Below are 15674 nucleotides of genomic sequence, written 5' to 3'. Positions count from 1 at the left end.
TACTGAATTTATTTAATACCTTTTTTTAATCCATGAGACCATATTTTCTGATTGTACTTTGCTTCATTGTTTTATTGCTCGACTTTTACTGTTATAAAGCAATTATTGGTGTCTTCAAAAAATGGTCGCCCAAAACAAAGAGAAACTTCACCATTGTATGGTGGACAACCAATGTGCTTTTGGTGATTGGTGTTTTCGCCGCTATCTTCTTAAATCTATTTTTAACTGCAAGAGCGGTAATTCTGGTTGCCTTCTTTTTATTGACAGTGGGCAAGTTCTTTATGTTGCCTTTTCTTTTGATTGATGACCTGAGAAGAGGTCTGCTTAAGATTGCAAGACTAAACCGAAAAGAAAATCCAACTCCTACCCAAAGTGGGCCTGTTGTTGGTGAACCCATCAGCCGATCTTCATTTTTGGTAAAGGCAGGACTTGTGGCAGCTGCAGTTCCATTAAGTTCTTTAAGTTGGGGCATTGTTTCTGGTGCATACGATTACCAGATCAATCGCAGAAAACTGATTTTACCAAACCTACCTGCCGCTTTTGATGGCATTACCTTAGGACAGATTTCTGATGTACACTCTGGCAGTTTCTACAATCAAAAAGCCGTTAAAGGTGGGGTAGAAATGTTATTGGCCGAGAAACCAGACCTCATCTTTTTTACAGGTGATTTGGTGAACAACCTAGCCAATGAGATGCGTGATTACCAAGATATCTTTGCCAAAGTACAGGCACCTTTAGGAGTATATTCGGTACTGGGTAACCACGATTATGGCGATTATCATTTTGGCAGAGAAAGTTCACCAGCCAAAGTTAAAAACCTTCAAGACCTAATTGCGACACATAAAATTATGGGCTGGGATTTGTTGATGAACCAACACCGCAGGTTAAAAGTGGGTGGTGAAGAAATTGGAATCCTAGGGATAGAAAACTGGGGCATGGGTCGTTTTCCTAAGTATGGAAAAATGGAACTGGCCACCAAAGACACAGACGACCTTCCTGTAAAACTATTGCTATCGCACGACCCTTCTCATTGGCGAGGAGAAGTTTTACAGAAATACCCACAAATAGACGCCATGTTTAGCGGCCATACCCATGGTATGCAGTTTGGCGTAAGGTTAAAAGAATTTCAATGGAGCCCCGTACAGTACATCTATAAAGAATGGGCAGGATTATACAGGGAAAAGCAACAGCAGCTTTATGTAAATGTAGGATATGGGTTTTTAGGCTATCCTGGACGTGTAGGAATTTTACCAGAAATTACGATATTTACGTTGAGCAGAGCTTAAGAGTCAGATGTAAAAAGTTGGAAAGTTAGAAAGTTCAAAGACCAAAGTCTAGAAGTTGTAAGTAGTTTGATGGAAGATGTAAAAGAGAAGATGGGTTGGCAATTCGCAGTTGCTAACAATTAAATAAAGCTGTTAGTCTGAGCTTGTAGAAGACCGATAAATGTACACTTCGACAGGCTCAGTGTGACAATTTTATCATGAAGACCTTTTGCAATTAAACAATTTATACAGTGAACTATTGACTAATGAACAAATAAACAATTAACCGGTTAACCTAGTCACTAATGAACCAATGCCCATTGAACTAATGACACCAATGAACTAATGACACCAATGAACTAAAAAAGAATGATCAAAAAAGCACTTTTTTCTATTTTGGATTTTCTGCTTTTTAGCAATCTCTTCATTGCCTTTTGTGCTGTTGCCCAAGGTTTAGTTACTTACTATCTTTTAAAAGTTCCAGCTGATAAATACGTACTGGCATTCTTGTTCTTCTCCACATTGCTGATCTACAACCTCAGCATGTTGTTGGCCAAGCCAAAAGACCCTCAAAAATCGCCATTTAAAAGGGTGAGATGGATTTTTTCGCACCATAGGCTCATCATCTCTATTACGCTGATTGCGGGTCTCTGCATCATCCCATTGGGCTTGCTGTATCTGAGTTTTCAGGCCAAACTTCTAATGGGTTTTATCGGTTTGATTGCATTGGCCTATAATTTCCCTTTTTTAAGTATAAACAATAAAAAAATCGGTTTAAGAAACCTACCCGGCATTAAACTGTTCTTGATCGCTTTTGTATGGTCGGTAAGCTGTGTGTTGTTGCCAATTGTAGAGTTGGAGCGTAATTATGGCATAGCTGTAAGCTTATGGGAAACACTCTTATTAGTAGCCAAACGGTTCTTGTTCATCTGCGCCATCACCATCCCATTTGATATCCGTGATCTTTTCAGGACAAACTTTACGAGCTCAAAACCATTCCGGTAATGCTAGGCGAAAAAAGAGCATGGATTTTTTGCCAAGGCTTATTGGCGCTCTACCTGATCTTTTTAATCCTTTTTACCAAACAGTTCAACATCGATGTATTCGGTTTGGCATTAACGGTACTACTTACAGGATGGCTGATCTTTAAATCCAACCTCAAAAGAAACGAATATTATTACTTCTTCTTTTTAGATGGCACCATGATCTTACAATGCTTCATTTTGTGGCTTTGCCACTTGATCAGTACTTCTTTATGGTTTTAATGTATGCTGTAAAATAATGCTTGAAGAACACGACAGCAAAGGGCATAAAAAATCCTGAATTTCCTATCATTAACATCTAGGCAAAGGGCCTACAGCAATCAAATAAGAAATTCAGGAGAGATATTATCCAGCGTTAAAGCGGTAACCTACACCACGTACAGTCTGTAGCAATTGTGGGTTATCTGGATTAAGCTCTATTTTTTTACGTAGCCTTACAATATGCATATCCAAAGTGCGGGTATTTACATCAGAGTTGTAGCCCCAAACCACCAACATCAGCTCATCACGGTTGATCACCTTGTTTGGGTTACGCAAAAAGTATAACAAGATCCCTGTTTTCTAGGATCGTCAATTCGATTTTTTTACCATCCCTAAATAAAGTATGGATATTTGGATGGTGTTCCATGTTACCGAAACGGTGAATTTCAGAACGGTCATTGTTCAATAAGAACTTGGCCTTGCTGTCTAACATTGCTACCAAAACATCCATGTTAAAAGGTTTGGTCACATAATCTGATGCTCCAAAATTATAGGCATCGATCTTATCTACATCTTGCGCCTTGGCAGTCATCATGATCGACCAAACCTTCATATCCGTTTTTTCGAACTTCTTCACAAACTTCGGCCCCCTCTTTACCTGGCAACATCCAATCTAATAGCACAATATCTGGTTTTTCAGACATGATGGTATCTACTGCAGTTAGCCCATCCCCACTTTCCAGTACTTGATAACCTTCTGCCTGTAAACGATGAACCACTAAAAAACGTAGATTCTCATCATCCTCAACTATCAGTATTTTAATTCCTTTAGACATCTCTTTTAATTATTATATGGTAGTACAATTTTAAATTCTGTTCCTTTATCTACAACACTCTTAACGGAAATTTCGCCGTTCATAAAGTTAACGAGTTCTTTACAGAAAGCCAAACCTAAACCTACACTCCCATTCTGGTTGTATCGGTTCTGAACACGGTAAAACTTTTTAAAGATATTATTTATTTCTGATGATGGGATACCAATTCCAGCATCTTTAAATCTGAGCACAACCTTGTCTTTAATTAGACGGGCACTGATGTGGAGTTTTTTATGGTTTGGCGAAGAATATTTATAGGCATTCTCTGCCAGGTTATCAAACAAACTGCCCAATAATACCGGGTCGGTAATAAATGTAGTAAAACCAGATGTTTCGTAGGTGAAATCAAAATCGGGGTGTTTCAACTTGTGTACATCAATGGTACTTTCTATAAAATCGTCGATATTGATCTCGTCTTGGTTCAATATAATGGCTTTGTTCTCAATTTGTGTAAAGGCCAACAACTTATTCATCAAACCGTTCAATTTATCCGCTTCTTCATCTAAGATCTTCCCATATAACTGTTGTTCTCTTGCGCTAAGGCTTGCTGCACTCTTAATGTTATTCCCTGCAATTTTGATCACGCTTACAGGCGTTTTAAACTCGTGCGTTAGGTTGGTTACAAAATCGTACTGTAGCTTAAACATCTTATGGTTGATGTTCAGATTACGATAGGATCAAAAAGGCAACCAAAACCAGTACACCATAGAACAACAACAATAAAGCGGCAATCGGCAAGAAGAAGCTATAGATCTCTTTTTGACAAAAGATTTTGAGGAGATAAAGTAAAGCTTATAATCAGAGAATGGTCCACCTAAGGTAATCTCGCCTGTAATGTATTCTGATGAAGTATCAAGAGGATCATAGGTAATGGGTTCTATCCTGATGTTTTGGTACAATAAGGGCCTGGTATTTTTGATCTTTGATCTTACTGGGATCCAACTCAAAAGAAAGCATATCCTGCTGGTAAACAGGATCCGAATCCAATTTGTAGGCCACCATTCGCTTGTACACCTTTAACAGTTCAAAACTTGGGATATTGAAGTAGTCTATCCGATTGGGACGTATATTGGTAAAATTGCTAAACAAGCTTTCTTGACTGGGAGCCTTTGCGGTATCTAGTTTGGCTGCAAACTTCATCATCTTTAAAGAGAGCTGATCAAAACCATCCCGATCCACATTGTTCACAATATCGTTCTCTCCAAACAATTTGATCGAATCTTTGGGTATGGTACTGCCAAACTGATAAACATTTTTAAGCCCTACAGAACAATCGCCGTAGTTGATGCCATTCTCTTCAAACTTGATGTTTTTTACCAAGGCATCATAAAAGACCACCTTAGAAACAAAAGGATATTGCAATAAGATCGTATCTACGTATTTAGCTGCCGTAGCCGAATCTAAATAACCGTTGTAATAAGAAATTACGGGCAGTTTGTTTAAAAAGAAATCATTGTAGGGTTTGATACTTTCTTCGAGCACATTGGCCTTGGCCGATACGAAATCGTTCTCAATATTCTTTTTACTGAAGTTAAATGCCAAGAAAAGAGACAGGACAAATACGACAGAGATTAAGACAATAAAAGTTATTATCAGCGAAAAATTCTTACGATAACCACTATCCTTTTCTGAAACCATTTGACCAATAGGTTATTTTTTCTTCAAATTAACCTCTAAAAACTGTTCTAAAGCCGAGTACATTTTCTGGCGGCTTTCTTCTCTATTTATAGAAAAAGAGGCTTCCTCCTTTTCGTAATAGCTAACAGGCGCGTTCCGTTTCTTTAGTTCTTTTACAAACTGTATTGCATCGCTGGTATTGATTCGAGGGTCTTTGATGTTTTGTGTAATAAAGATAGGAATATTAACCTTATCTGCATGGAAAATTGGTGAGGCCTGTCGCATGTATTCAAAATCGACATCTGGATTTCCAAAAATCTCATAGTACATCTGCAAACTCGATTTATAAAATGGAGGTATCGATTTGATGTAACTCAACAAATTGAGTACACCAGAATTGGAAGCTGCACATTTATATAGCTTAGGATTTTTAATGGCACTGTTTATGGCAATATATCCACCCAAACCATTTCCATAAATGGCTATTTTTTGTGGATTTGCTATTTTTTGGTCGATCAACCATTTTACCCCATCATCAACATCGTCTTGGATCTTACCTCCCCACTGTTTAAATCCGGCAGCGAAAAAAGCCTTGCCATAACCAGAAGAGCCTCTGTAATTGACTTGTAGTACACCATAACCTCTATTGGCCAAAAACTGTACTTCGGCATTAAAGCCCCAGGTATTACGTTGCCCTGGGCCATTGTGCGGCATTACCACAATAGGTAAGTTGCTGGCCTTGGTATTTAGGGGCAGTGTAAGGTAACCATCGATCTTTATTCCATCTCTTGATGTATAGCTGATGGGCTTCATTTCGCACATCTGATCCACCTGAATGGCAGAATTGATGTCGCTTAGTTTCTTCAAATTTCCGGTATTGGCTACGTAGAGATAATAAGAACCTGGGTTGCGGTCTGTAAATGTGCGGATCACAAATACATTCTCGTTTTTGTCCTTGCTGATGATCCTCGATTCTGTGTTTGGCAACAACTGGTCTATCTTCTGGTACAGTACCTTGGCCTCGTCATCCAGGTAATGTTTGTGTTTTTTCCATGTTTCGTAAACCACATAGGCCATTTTACCTTTTTGCCTAGAATATTCTGCATCCACCACGTTTAGCGTATCATTGGCAAAAAGCACACTTTTCTCTTTTCCAGTAACACAATCCAATTCTACCAAGGCTTTTTTGTCTCTGTTGATGTTGGATATGGCATAAACGATGTTGGGTTTTGTTTCTGAGAAAGCAATTGGAAGTATGGTGGTTTTAAAGTTATTGGTCATGATGGGACTAAATTTCTGTCCTTCATTTTCTCTATACAACAAAGTTTCGTTTACTCCATCGCTCGAAATGGCCATCCGTAGCATACCCCTGGCATCAGTTACCCAATCAATGATATTACCCGGATTTTGTGCCGCCATCTGCATTTCTCCATTTCTTACATTTAACCTGTAAACGTCTGAAACTGTAGAATCTCTTTTATTTGACGACACCAACAAGAAATTATCCTCTACCAGTTGATCATCCAAGACCCTGATCTTGTTCTTATCGTTCTTGCTCAGCTGCTGTTCGTTCTTACCTTCTTTATTGATGATAAACAGATCAGACTGGAAGCGTTCTCCTTCTTTCTCTTTGTAATAGATCAGTTCGTCGTTACTTACCCATGAGTAAAAATTGATGTTTTTTTCATGGAGTTTGGTCAGCTGCACTGTTTTACCAGTTTCGATGTTCTCTACAAAAAGGTTTTGTTTTTTATCCTGTAGCTTTAAATAGGCCAAGCTCTTTCCATCTGGCGAAACACGATAGGTAGCTTTATCCTGTATTTTAAAAAAGTCGTTAACGGGCACAATGGCAACCTTCCCCTCTTGCTTGCAGGCAAAGAGAAATGCAAGCAGCACCAACCCCATATATTTATTTATAACCGTCATATATCTTATCCTACAAAAATACATATCGCCTTTTGGCAAAAACATTAATTAGTAATATTGTTACTTACAGCAAATAGTATCACAGGTCTCAATGTAGCAACATTGCCATTATTCAAATAATAATATGAGTAACATTTAGAATACGCGTTAACATTTTTCGTTATTTTAGCACTTAAGCTTTAATCGAATAGTAATTTTAGCACTCTTAATTTATTCCATCAATGAAGAAACTAGCTTTATTTATCTGTTGTGTTTGCTCTTTCTTTTTTTTGCAGGCGCAAGAAAACATAGACGAAGCATTGGCCTACCAGTATTACCAGCAGGCAGATTACGAAAAAGCTGCTGTTCTATTGGAAAAGTTGTTCAACAGCACCAAGAACGATGGTTATTTTGAACTCTATTTCAATTCATTGGTTAAAATCAAAAAATACAAAGAGGCAGAAGCCATCCTTAAAAAGCTGATCAAAGAAAATCCAGACAAATCGCAATATACAATTGCTTTAGGGCGGGTATATCAAGAAAATGGTCGTATTGACGAAGCCAACAAGATATTTCAGGAAGCGATTAACCGTACCCCAAAAGACGAAAACAAATTTAGGCAACTGGCCAATGATTTTTATCGGTTTGAGGCCTACGACATGGCCATTGCTACTTTTATACAGGGCAGAAAGGTATTTACCGACGACCAAATGTTTGGGTTTGAACTATTGAGCATCTACCGCTACAAAAAAGACAAGGTGATGCTGATACAGGAGTACATGAACGTATTGACCAACACCCCTCAATTACTGCCTCAGGCACAAAATGCCATGTCTTCTATTTTTGAAGACAACAGGGACTATCAGTTGCTCCAGACTGCTTTGTTAAAGAAGATACAAAAAGATCCACAGGCAGAGGTATTTACCGAAATGTTGATCTGGCAATACATACAACAGCAGGATTACGAAATGGCTCTGAGGCAATTGATCGCCCAAGATAAACGGACCAAGGGCGATGGGTCTTTTCTCTTTAATACGGCCAATACTTTTATGGCCAACAAAGCGTATTCAACCGCGATCAAGGCCTACGAGTACATCTTAACCAAGGGCACCGAAAACGAGACGTATGTTTTAGCCAAAGTTTCGTTGATCAATGCCAAGTACGAAATGGTGATTGCTGGCAAATATGACACCCAAGCGATTGTGCCATTGGCCGATGAATATCAGGAGATTTTGACCAAGTATGGAAAAAATGCACAGACTTTATTTGCGCTGAAGAAACTGGCTTATCTACAGGCTTATTACCTGAACGACTTAAAGAAAGCCGAAGAAACCTTAGAATCTGGGTTAAAGATACAAGGTGTACAACAGGCAGAAATCGGTCAGCTAAAAATTGACCTGGGCGATATCTATGTTTTATCTAAGCAGCCTTGGGAAGCTGTTTTGGTATACGAACAGGTAGCCAAACAGTTTGAGAACCAGGTGATCGGAAATGAAGCACGCTACCGTGCGGCAAAACTCAATTTCTATATTGGCGATTTCAAATACGCAAAATCGCAGGCAGATGTGTTAAAAGCGGCTACCTCTGCATTGATTGCCAACGATGCCATAAACCTAAGCCTACTTATATCAGATAACCTACAGAGCAAAAATGATAGCTTGTCCTTAGTGATGTATGCGGATGCAGACATGTTACAATTTATGAACAAAATGCCTCAGGCTTTGGCAAAACTGGACAGTATTGACATCGCCTTCCCAAAAAACAGTTTAACTGATGATGTTTTAATGGCCAAGGCCAATATCTACATCAAGACCAACGACCTGGCCAATGCTGTAACTGCACTTAAAACCTTAATTACCGACCATAATACAAGCATTTGGAGAGATGATGCGCTTTTTACTTTGGCAGATATTTTAGAGAAGAAACTGAACAATCCAGAGGAAGCCAAAAAGCTTTACCAGCAGTTGATGAATGACTACCCAGGCAGTATGTTTAACGCAGAAGCTAGGAAACGATTCAGAAATATGCGTGGCGATAATTTAGGTACATAATCCTATCTTTGTAACATGTTATTATACAATGTAACCGTAATTATAGAAGATGCAGCCCAAGAAGAGTGGTTGCAGTGGATGCAAGAGATTCATATCCCAGCAGTAATGGAAACGGGTAAATTCGTTTCCAATAGATTGTTGAGGGTGGTAGATTCTCCAAATGAAGGTGTAACCTTTTGTGTGCAATATATTGCCGAAAACCTAGCAGAATACGAAGATTATCAGCTAAACCATGCACCAGCCTTACAGGCAGAACTCCAAACAAAATTTGAAAACAGATTTGTGGCCTTTAGGACATTAATGGAATTTGTAGCTTAATGAATATCATAGAAACTCCGATCAAAGACCTTTTTGTAATTGAACCTAAAATCTGGAAAGATGCAAGAGGCTATTTTTACGAAAGCTACAGTGCCAAACATATTGCAGAGGCCGACATCAATGCGGTTTTTGTACAAGACAATCAATCTTTTTCTCAAAAAGGAACCTTGCGTGGACTACATGCGCAAGCACCACCATTTGCGCAAGGCAAGTTGGTGCGTGTAATTAAAGGTGCGGTATTGGATGTTGCGGTAGATATCAGGAAAAACTCACCTACTTATGGCCAACATTTCAGTATAGAACTTAGTGGCGAAAACCATAAACAGCTTTGGGTACCGCCAGGTTTTTTACATGGTTTTTTAACATTGGAAGACGATACCATCTTCACTTATAAAGTAACCAACTATTACGATAAGAATTCTGAAATTGGGATGATCTGGAATGACCCATCACTCAACATCAATTGGAATGAGCAGCTTAAAGCAGCTGAACTTCTATTATCTGATAAAGACTTGATACTTCCCGATTTTGCTTCTTTTCAAAGTCCTTTTTAAACTTTTTTTAACATCCCATGGTTCGTGTCCCCACGGACCATGGTAAAATAGCCTAGCCATATTAAAATAACAAAAGCCCTGGTTCGTGAGCACACAAACCAGGGCTTTGGACACGAGCCAGGATATTAAATTATTGTTTGATCAGATCGTATAACTCATCCAGTTTTGGAGAGAGTACAATTTCAATCCTTCGGTTTTTGCTTCGACTTTCAGCAGTAGTATTTGGACCCAATGGTTGGAATTCTCCTTTACCTGTAGCAGTCATTCTTACACTTTCTACTTTTTGTTCTTCTGTTAAGAAACGAACCACCGAAGTAGATCTCAATACACTAAGGTCCCAGTTGTCTTTGATCTGGCCTAGGTTCGTAATCTTCTGCGAATCGGTATGCCCTTCTACAGCAATGTTGATTTCTGGTTGTTGTTTCAATACGGCTGCCAATTGCGTTAAGGCCTGTTTACCTTTCTCATCTATAATGATACTTCCAGAAGGGAACAATAGTTTGTCTGTAAGGGAAACATAAACCTTACCATTTTTAATCTCTACGGTCAATCCGTTTTTGGTAAAGCCCAACAAAGCCTCTTGTAACTTGGCTTTAAGTTGGTTGGTGGCCTCGTCGCGTTTGCGCAAGATCTCTTCTACTTCTTTTAAACGTTGTTCGCGTTTTTTCAGGTCGCCTGACAATTTATTGATCTCTGAAGAGCTATTGCTCCTCAATTTGCTATAATTGGCATCCATTTCGTTGTATTGGCCTCTTAACTCGGCCAATTGTCCGTTTAATGCTGCAGTATCTTTTCTAAGGCGGTTGATCCGTTGTTCTAAACTTTCATTCTTAGATTGAGAATCGTTCCAACCCATGTTCAGTGAATCTTGTTTGGCCAAAAGGGCCTTGTATTTTTTTGGAGATAAGATTACACACGAACTAATCGAAGAGATACATAGTGCAACCAATAGAAATAGAGATATTCTTTTCATCAGCAGATTTATTCTTTTTAATTTATTTTCAATTCTCTAGCATTCGCTAAAGCTCTATAACGGTAAAAAAAGCTATAATTATATAGTGGTAGCTTTTCTCAAAAATAGCACAAAAGGTTGTATAGTTTTAAAAGCAGTTATCAACTTATCCACTATACTTGGTTTCAAAAACTCAGAATCAGCTATGGTATAAATAGATATGAAACTTTTCAACTTCAATAGCTCAATTTGAGGATGGTCTATTTCATATCCTTTTGGGGCCTTTTTTAAAGTATCTTCTTTACTTAATTTATAGATGGCCTTAAATTCTTTGGCATTGATGATATCTACAAACTCAGCCGTATTGTAATCTATCTCTTCTCTGATCATCTTGAGTACCGGAGCTTCAGGTTGCCAAAAGCCAACGCCAAAAAAACAGTTGCCTGGTTGTAGGTGCAGGTAATAACTTGGGGTGTTTGGTCCATAGCCCTTCACATCAAAGGCAATCCCATAATTCTTTTTATAAGGGTCTTTGTTCTTGCTGAAACGCACATCACGATAAATCCGCATCAAGGCCTTTTTAGGCTCGGTATCTGCCGAATACTGTGGATCTATGGCCGCCAGTTCCTTGATCAATATGGCTATAAATGGGAATAAGTCGGCTTTAGCGTCTTCGTATAACTGTTTATTTTCGGCAAACCACTCACGGTTGTTATTTTCGGCAATCTGCTGTAGAAAATCGAAGGTCTTTTTGTTTAACATTTTAGGTTTTTATTAGTTCATTGGTTATTGGTTCATTGGTCATTGGTCATTGGTCATTGGTTCATTGGTTCATTGGTTCATTGGGAAGTGCTAATCGTCAACTGTATACTGGTTAACTGCTCATGTACTAACCATTTTCCATTTCTCCTCTTGCATCTTCCATTCTCCCCTATGGTTCATTGGTAACCGCTAATTGTCAACGGTATACTGGTTTACTGTTCATTAGTTCAATGAGAACTGTTAATTGTCAACTGAAAACCGCTAACTGTTCCTTACGCCTTATCGTACTCCGCTTTGTACTTGATCTTCGGCGATAGCCAATGCAGTAAAATTATACGTGAATATCGGTAATTTAAAGGGGATAATAAAAGTGAGCCTAAAAAAATGACACCAACATACAGCCATAACGAATCGAAATCCAGTCTGCCTCCAGACAGGTAATAAGTAGCAAAACCCATACTGATCATTTCTATCATGTTCATGGCATAACTTACATACATGGCTGCATAAAAATACCCTGGTTCTATCTCGAACCTTTGTGCGCAATGCAGACAACTGTAATTGGTACGTTGGATATTGAAGCCATACATGTTACCGGTAAAAATAGCTCCCCTTCTACATTGAGGACATTTACCTTTAATAATGGCATAAAGCTTAGGTGTTTTCTTCATAACGAAGGCCTAATAGCATCTGGCAGAAAAAGTGTCTATTGGTTAATAGCGGTAGATGAGATTTTTTTGCGATAGTTTCTATACCACAATACGCCTATTCCTGTCATTAACAGATAAGGAATGGCCAAAAGATATAAAATACCGCTATTAAGGCCTTTACCCTGTGTGTTGCCATTTTTAGTGCCTTGCTCTGCACTAATGGTGCACATAGAACATTGTGCTTTAGCGGCTGGGCTAAATGAAAAGCTCAACACCACAATAAAAAGAAAGACAATTGCCTTTTTCATATTACAAATATACATATTAATGCCCTTGCACTGATAAAATTTATGTCAAAAAACATCAATATAACATTGTGTAAGATCTACTCCTTCTATGTCCTACAAAACGAATCCGAATGAGGGAATCAAAAAATTACTAGCAGTTAACAATCAATTGGCCATTATAAACGTTATATCAACTGAACAAAACTATTTTAAATTACCTGTATGAAATGTCCAAATTGTAATGAAACTTTATTAATCACAGAACGTCATCAAGTAGAAATAGATTATTGTCCAAGTTGCAGGGGGGTATGGTTAGATAAAGGTGAACTGGACAAGTTATTGACATTTGCAGCCGAGCAAAATGACAGGACGGAGCCTCGCTATCAAGAGCGTAAAGAAAATTATATTCAGGAACCGCATCACAATCGTTACGATGACCGCTACAAAGATCAAAAATATGATCAAACGTTATTCATCCCATCAGCACCCAAGAAAAAAGAAATCCTTTCTTTCGGACTTTTTTGATTTTGATTAAGCTAATATAGCTTATTCGTGCTTAAAAAGGATTGGACAGTTGTCTAAATGACAGGTCTTCAATCCTTTTTAGGTTTTTGTTAAGTCTCTCTAAAGCTGAAAAATGGTGTATCTCGGTTAAGAATTAACTGTAATAAGGGGAAATCATCAAGTAAACAATTACACCTGTTACCGCTACATATAACCACATTGGGAAGGTAATTCTGGCAATCTTTCTATGTTTGTCAAATCGTTGCGCCAACGCCCTTACGTAAGTTACCAATACAAAAGGAATGATGATCACCGAAAGGCAGATGTGGGTAATGAGGATAAAATAGTAAATGTATTTGATTGCACCTTCACCACCAAATTTGGTCGAATCAGAAGTCATGTGATAAGCCACATACATGGCCAAGAACAATACAGAGAGAGAGATGGCAAACTTCATCAGGTTCTCGTGCAGCTTTCGCTTGCCATTTTTAATGGCCCATACGGCATACACCAATACCACTGCAGTTATACCGTTAATGGTAGCATAGATTGGGGGTAAAAAAGACAAAGGTTGTACATCAAACCCTAGTTTTCTTAAATTCACACCAAACAATAAAGCCACCACCAATGGAATGGCAACAGATAATACGATTATCCATTTATTATATTTTTTTTCAACTGAATTGTCCATATCTTTTTTTAGTCTGAAGTCCTAAGTCGGGAGTTCATAGTCTGTATACTGGAGTTTTTTAACTTTCTATCTTCGGTCTTCCAACCTTCAACTTTTTACTTTCTACTTTTAACTCTACTTCTTTACCTACCATCCCTCATATTCCTCAATTCCTCTGCCACCAACACTTTGATCTCGTCATCTAACTTAGAAAGCGCTTCTTGGTTTGTAGCTTCGTAATAACCGCGTATCCGATGTTCCGAATCCAAGAGTACAAACATGTTACCATAAGTAAATTTCGTGAAACCATTAGTAGTTGTCTTTAGGGCATCGAGCAATAAGCCTTTTCTAATAAGCTGATATACTTGGGTGCTATCGCCTGTTAATAGGTCCCACTTACCAGCAACTGCGTTTATTTGTTTTGCATATGTTGCTAAAACTGCTGGCTGATCCTGTTGTGGATCTACGGTTACCCCAATAAAATGGATCATGTCATTCTTCTCGTACACTTTGGTAAAACCTTCCATTGCTTTGTTGGCAAAGTCTACCCCAAATGGTCTATCGTTGCTATAAAAAAGATTAAGGACAATTACTTTGCCTTTGTAACTCTTCCAAGTGGTGGTATCTGCCTTTTGGTTCAGCAGTTTAAAATCTTCCACAATGTGATAGATGGTATCTGGTATCTGCTTGCCCCTAACAGAATGAAAGGTAGTGGCCACTTGTTTAGGGCCATAAATGGCCAAGGGCTTATACCTGTTTTTACCCTTTTCCTGAAGTAAATAATATAAAAATCCCGGTACCGCTAAAATGGTTACCAGGATCAATATCTTTTTTATTGGGTTATATTTCATCCGTTAGTTACGTATGTTTTCATGTGTCGGATGGAGCCTTTGATGGATAAAACAATTATTTTATCCATCTCTGGTTCATTAAAGTTGTGGCATATGGTCATGGATATAACCGCCTTCTATCAGCATCAGTACAATGAAATAAATAATAAATATAAATGATACTGTAAGTGCCAATTGTAGGCCTAGTTTCTCAAACTTCAGGTGCATAAAATAGGCAACGATATAGAATGCTTTTAACAAGGTTAAGGCAATGTATACGTAGTTTCCTACATGTTGAGACATGTGTTTACCTGGAATTGCCCACAATGCAATAATGAACTCGATTACGGTGATCAACAATAAGATACCGAATACCTGCCAAATTTTCTTTTTGTTCATTCCTCCATGCTCATCATGTGCATGTTCTTCTGTTGTATGTATGTTGTGTTCTGACATAATATTTTTATTTATAGAATGATAATTAAACTAAGTAGAAGAATGTAAATACAAACACCCAAACCAAATCAACAAAGTGCCAATAAAGACCTACTTTTTCTACCATTAGGTAATGACCACGTCTTTCGAAAGTACCATTGATCGTCATACACAAGATGATGATATTGATTACCACACCACTAAATACGTGGAAACCGTGGAAACCTGTAATGGTAAAGAACAAGTTGGCGAACTGTTGTGCAGCTACTGTAGAAACAGGGCCATTAAAGAAGTGTGTCAATTCTTCGGCAGTTGGAGTTCGACCCCCACCAAAATCCCTCGTGGTGTAAGTGTGTCCATTCTATGGCCTGACAGCCTAAGAACATGAAACCCCCAATAATGGTAGCTACCATCCACCAGATTACTTCTTTTTTAGACCTTCTGTGTCCAGCTTCTACGGCTAATACCATGGTTACAGAACTCATGATCAAGATAAAGGTCATGATCCTACGAATACTAATGGATATCCGCTATCAGCAATACCAGGTATAGATTGGAAAACGTGATCCGGATCTGGCCAAGTAAATTTAGTAAAACGTTGCGCACCATAATAAACCAATAATGATGAGAATGTGAAGGCATCCGATAGTAAGAAAAACCACATCATTATTTTGCCGTATTCTACCGACCATGGAGAACGGCCACCGGCCCATGGAGTGGTTTTAACTTGGTCTAATTTCGATAATGAATCCATT

General features: G+C 38.4%; 17 protein-coding genes and 2 pseudogenes. 7 read left to right on the top strand and 12 right to left on the bottom strand.

Annotated elements, in window-relative coordinates; genetic code table 11:
* Positions 1-32: 32 nt before the first annotated feature.
* The 3 genes from ACFJIZ_RS20420 (at position 33) to ACFJIZ_RS20410 (ending at position 2530) form a co-directional block, all read left to right on the top strand.
* Entirely contained in the window at positions 33-1286 is a 1254-nt protein-coding gene (locus ACFJIZ_RS20420) for a metallophosphoesterase (protein WP_379088405.1), read from the top strand.
* Between the two features lie 348 nt (positions 1287-1634).
* The gene (locus ACFJIZ_RS20415) at positions 1635-2270 is read left to right on the top strand and encodes a hypothetical protein (protein ID WP_379088402.1); all 636 of its coding nucleotides are present in this window, start codon (positions 1635-1637) and stop codon (positions 2268-2270) included.
* On the top strand, positions 2270-2530 hold the full coding sequence (locus tag ACFJIZ_RS20410; RefSeq protein WP_379088401.1) for a hypothetical protein: 261 nt from the start codon (positions 2270-2272) through the stop codon (positions 2528-2530). Before ACFJIZ_RS20415 ends, ACFJIZ_RS20410 begins: the two co-directional genes overlap by 1 nt.
* A 123-nt stretch (positions 2531-2653) precedes the next feature.
* Here the strand turns inward: ACFJIZ_RS20410 and ACFJIZ_RS20405 are convergent.
* From ACFJIZ_RS20405 to ACFJIZ_RS20390, 4 genes and pseudogenes are all read right to left on the bottom strand, one after another.
* Positions 2654-3345, bottom strand: a pseudogene (locus ACFJIZ_RS20405) (response regulator transcription factor).
* A 5-nt stretch (positions 3346-3350) separates the two neighbouring features.
* The gene (locus tag ACFJIZ_RS20400; RefSeq protein ID WP_379088398.1) at positions 3351-4031 is read right to left on the bottom strand and encodes a sensor histidine kinase; all 681 of its coding nucleotides are present in this window, start codon (positions 4029-4031) and stop codon (positions 3351-3353) included.
* A gap of 214 nt (positions 4032-4245) precedes the next feature.
* The gene (locus ACFJIZ_RS20395; protein WP_379088396.1) at positions 4246-4926 is read right to left on the bottom strand and encodes a hypothetical protein; all 681 of its coding nucleotides are present in this window, start codon (positions 4924-4926) and stop codon (positions 4246-4248) included.
* Between the two features lie 108 nt (positions 4927-5034).
* Positions 5035-6927, bottom strand: a complete 1893-nt coding sequence (locus tag ACFJIZ_RS20390; RefSeq protein WP_379088393.1) for a S9 family peptidase — start codon at positions 6925-6927, stop codon at positions 5035-5037.
* A gap of 221 nt (positions 6928-7148) precedes the next feature.
* On the opposite strand from ACFJIZ_RS20390, the gene ACFJIZ_RS20385 reads away from it, so the two are divergent.
* From ACFJIZ_RS20385 to rfbC, 3 genes are read left to right on the top strand one after another with little or no spacing between them, the layout of a single operon-like run.
* Entirely contained in the window at positions 7149-8957 is a 1809-nt protein-coding gene (locus ACFJIZ_RS20385; protein WP_379088390.1) for a tetratricopeptide repeat protein, read from the top strand.
* Between the two features lie 15 nt (positions 8958-8972).
* On the top strand, positions 8973-9275 hold the full coding sequence (locus tag ACFJIZ_RS20380; protein WP_379088387.1) for a DUF4286 family protein: 303 nt from the start codon (positions 8973-8975) through the stop codon (positions 9273-9275).
* Positions 9275-9829 carry a dTDP-4-dehydrorhamnose 3,5-epimerase gene (gene rfbC / locus ACFJIZ_RS20375; RefSeq protein ID WP_379088384.1) on the top strand — a complete coding sequence of 185 codons (555 nt, stop codon included), beginning with the start codon at positions 9275-9277 and terminating at the stop codon, positions 9827-9829. Before ACFJIZ_RS20380 ends, rfbC begins: the two co-directional genes overlap by 1 nt.
* A 130-nt stretch (positions 9830-9959) precedes the next feature.
* On the opposite strand, the gene ACFJIZ_RS20370 is transcribed toward rfbC, so the two are convergent.
* The 4 genes from ACFJIZ_RS20370 to ACFJIZ_RS20355 form a co-directional block, all read right to left on the bottom strand.
* On the bottom strand, positions 9960-10802 hold the full coding sequence (locus ACFJIZ_RS20370) for an OmpA family protein (protein WP_379088381.1): 843 nt from the start codon (positions 10800-10802) through the stop codon (positions 9960-9962).
* A gap of 78 nt (positions 10803-10880) precedes the next feature.
* Positions 10881-11543, bottom strand: coding sequence for a DUF2461 domain-containing protein (locus ACFJIZ_RS20365; protein WP_379088379.1), 663 nt, complete (start codon positions 11541-11543; stop codon positions 10881-10883).
* Between the two features lie 272 nt (positions 11544-11815).
* Positions 11816-12214, bottom strand: coding sequence for a DUF983 domain-containing protein (locus ACFJIZ_RS20360; protein ID WP_379088376.1), 399 nt, complete (start codon positions 12212-12214; stop codon positions 11816-11818).
* A gap of 35 nt (positions 12215-12249) precedes the next feature.
* Entirely contained in the window at positions 12250-12501 is a 252-nt protein-coding gene (locus tag ACFJIZ_RS20355; RefSeq protein ID WP_379088373.1) for a hypothetical protein, read from the bottom strand.
* A gap of 201 nt (positions 12502-12702) precedes the next feature.
* Here ACFJIZ_RS20355 and ACFJIZ_RS20350 point away from each other — a divergent pair, with 201 nt between their 5' ends.
* Positions 12703-13005, top strand: coding sequence for a zf-TFIIB domain-containing protein (locus ACFJIZ_RS20350; protein WP_379088371.1), 303 nt, complete (start codon positions 12703-12705; stop codon positions 13003-13005).
* Between the two features lie 133 nt (positions 13006-13138).
* Here the strand turns inward: ACFJIZ_RS20350 and ACFJIZ_RS20345 are convergent, their stop codons facing one another.
* From ACFJIZ_RS20345 to ACFJIZ_RS20330, 4 genes and pseudogenes are all read right to left on the bottom strand, one after another.
* The gene (locus tag ACFJIZ_RS20345) at positions 13139-13675 is read right to left on the bottom strand and encodes a DUF420 domain-containing protein (RefSeq protein WP_379088368.1); all 537 of its coding nucleotides are present in this window, start codon (positions 13673-13675) and stop codon (positions 13139-13141) included.
* 122 nt (positions 13676-13797) lie between these two features.
* Positions 13798-14505, bottom strand: a complete 708-nt coding sequence (locus tag ACFJIZ_RS20340) for an SCO family protein (protein ID WP_379088365.1) — start codon at positions 14503-14505, stop codon at positions 13798-13800.
* A 78-nt stretch (positions 14506-14583) separates the two neighbouring features.
* Positions 14584-14940, bottom strand: a complete 357-nt coding sequence (locus ACFJIZ_RS20335; protein ID WP_379088362.1) for a cytochrome C oxidase subunit IV family protein — start codon at positions 14938-14940, stop codon at positions 14584-14586.
* Between the two features lie 25 nt (positions 14941-14965).
* Positions 14966-15673, bottom strand: a pseudogene (locus tag ACFJIZ_RS20330) (cytochrome c oxidase subunit 3).
* Position 15674: the final 1 nt, after the last annotated feature.

The sequence above is a fragment of the Pedobacter sp. UC225_65 genome (assembly GCF_042698365.1).
GTDB lineage: Bacteria > Bacteroidota > Bacteroidia > Sphingobacteriales > Sphingobacteriaceae > Pedobacter.
This window is presented reverse-complemented; position numbering and strand designations above follow the sequence as displayed.

What these genes read in the sequence shown, in the direction of transcription:
- ACFJIZ_RS20420 (WP_379088405.1), top strand. Translation starts at nt 33, where the DNA reads ATGAGACCATATTTTCTGATTGTACTTTGCTTCATTGTTTTATTGCTC.
- ACFJIZ_RS20415 (WP_379088402.1), top strand. Translation starts at nt 1,635, where the DNA reads ATGATCAAAAAAGCACTTTTTTCTATTTTGGATTTTCTGCTTTTTAGC.
- ACFJIZ_RS20410 (WP_379088401.1), top strand. Translation starts at nt 2,270, where the DNA reads ATGCTAGGCGAAAAAAGAGCATGGATTTTTTGCCAAGGCTTATTGGCG.
- ACFJIZ_RS20400 (WP_379088398.1), bottom strand. Translation starts at nt 4,031, where the DNA reads ATGTTTAAGCTACAGTACGATTTTGTAACCAACCTAACGCACGAGTTT.
- ACFJIZ_RS20390 (WP_379088393.1), bottom strand. Translation starts at nt 6,927, where the DNA reads ATGACGGTTATAAATAAATATATGGGGTTGGTGCTGCTTGCATTTCTC.
- ACFJIZ_RS20385 (WP_379088390.1), top strand. Translation starts at nt 7,149, where the DNA reads ATGAAGAAACTAGCTTTATTTATCTGTTGTGTTTGCTCTTTCTTTTTT.
- ACFJIZ_RS20380 (WP_379088387.1), top strand. Translation starts at nt 8,973, where the DNA reads ATGTTATTATACAATGTAACCGTAATTATAGAAGATGCAGCCCAAGAA.
- rfbC (WP_379088384.1), top strand. Translation starts at nt 9,275, where the DNA reads ATGAATATCATAGAAACTCCGATCAAAGACCTTTTTGTAATTGAACCT.
- ACFJIZ_RS20370 (WP_379088381.1), bottom strand. Translation starts at nt 10,802, where the DNA reads ATGAAAAGAATATCTCTATTTCTATTGGTTGCACTATGTATCTCTTCG.
- ACFJIZ_RS20365 (WP_379088379.1), bottom strand. Translation starts at nt 11,543, where the DNA reads ATGTTAAACAAAAAGACCTTCGATTTTCTACAGCAGATTGCCGAAAAT.
- ACFJIZ_RS20360 (WP_379088376.1), bottom strand. Translation starts at nt 12,214, where the DNA reads ATGAAGAAAACACCTAAGCTTTATGCCATTATTAAAGGTAAATGTCCT.
- ACFJIZ_RS20355 (WP_379088373.1), bottom strand. Translation starts at nt 12,501, where the DNA reads ATGAAAAAGGCAATTGTCTTTCTTTTTATTGTGGTGTTGAGCTTTTCA.
- ACFJIZ_RS20350 (WP_379088371.1), top strand. Translation starts at nt 12,703, where the DNA reads ATGAAATGTCCAAATTGTAATGAAACTTTATTAATCACAGAACGTCAT.
- ACFJIZ_RS20345 (WP_379088368.1), bottom strand. Translation starts at nt 13,675, where the DNA reads ATGGACAATTCAGTTGAAAAAAAATATAATAAATGGATAATCGTATTA.
- ACFJIZ_RS20340 (WP_379088365.1), bottom strand. Translation starts at nt 14,505, where the DNA reads ATGAAATATAACCCAATAAAAAAGATATTGATCCTGGTAACCATTTTA.
- ACFJIZ_RS20335 (WP_379088362.1), bottom strand. Translation starts at nt 14,940, where the DNA reads ATGTCAGAACACAACATACATACAACAGAAGAACATGCACATGATGAG.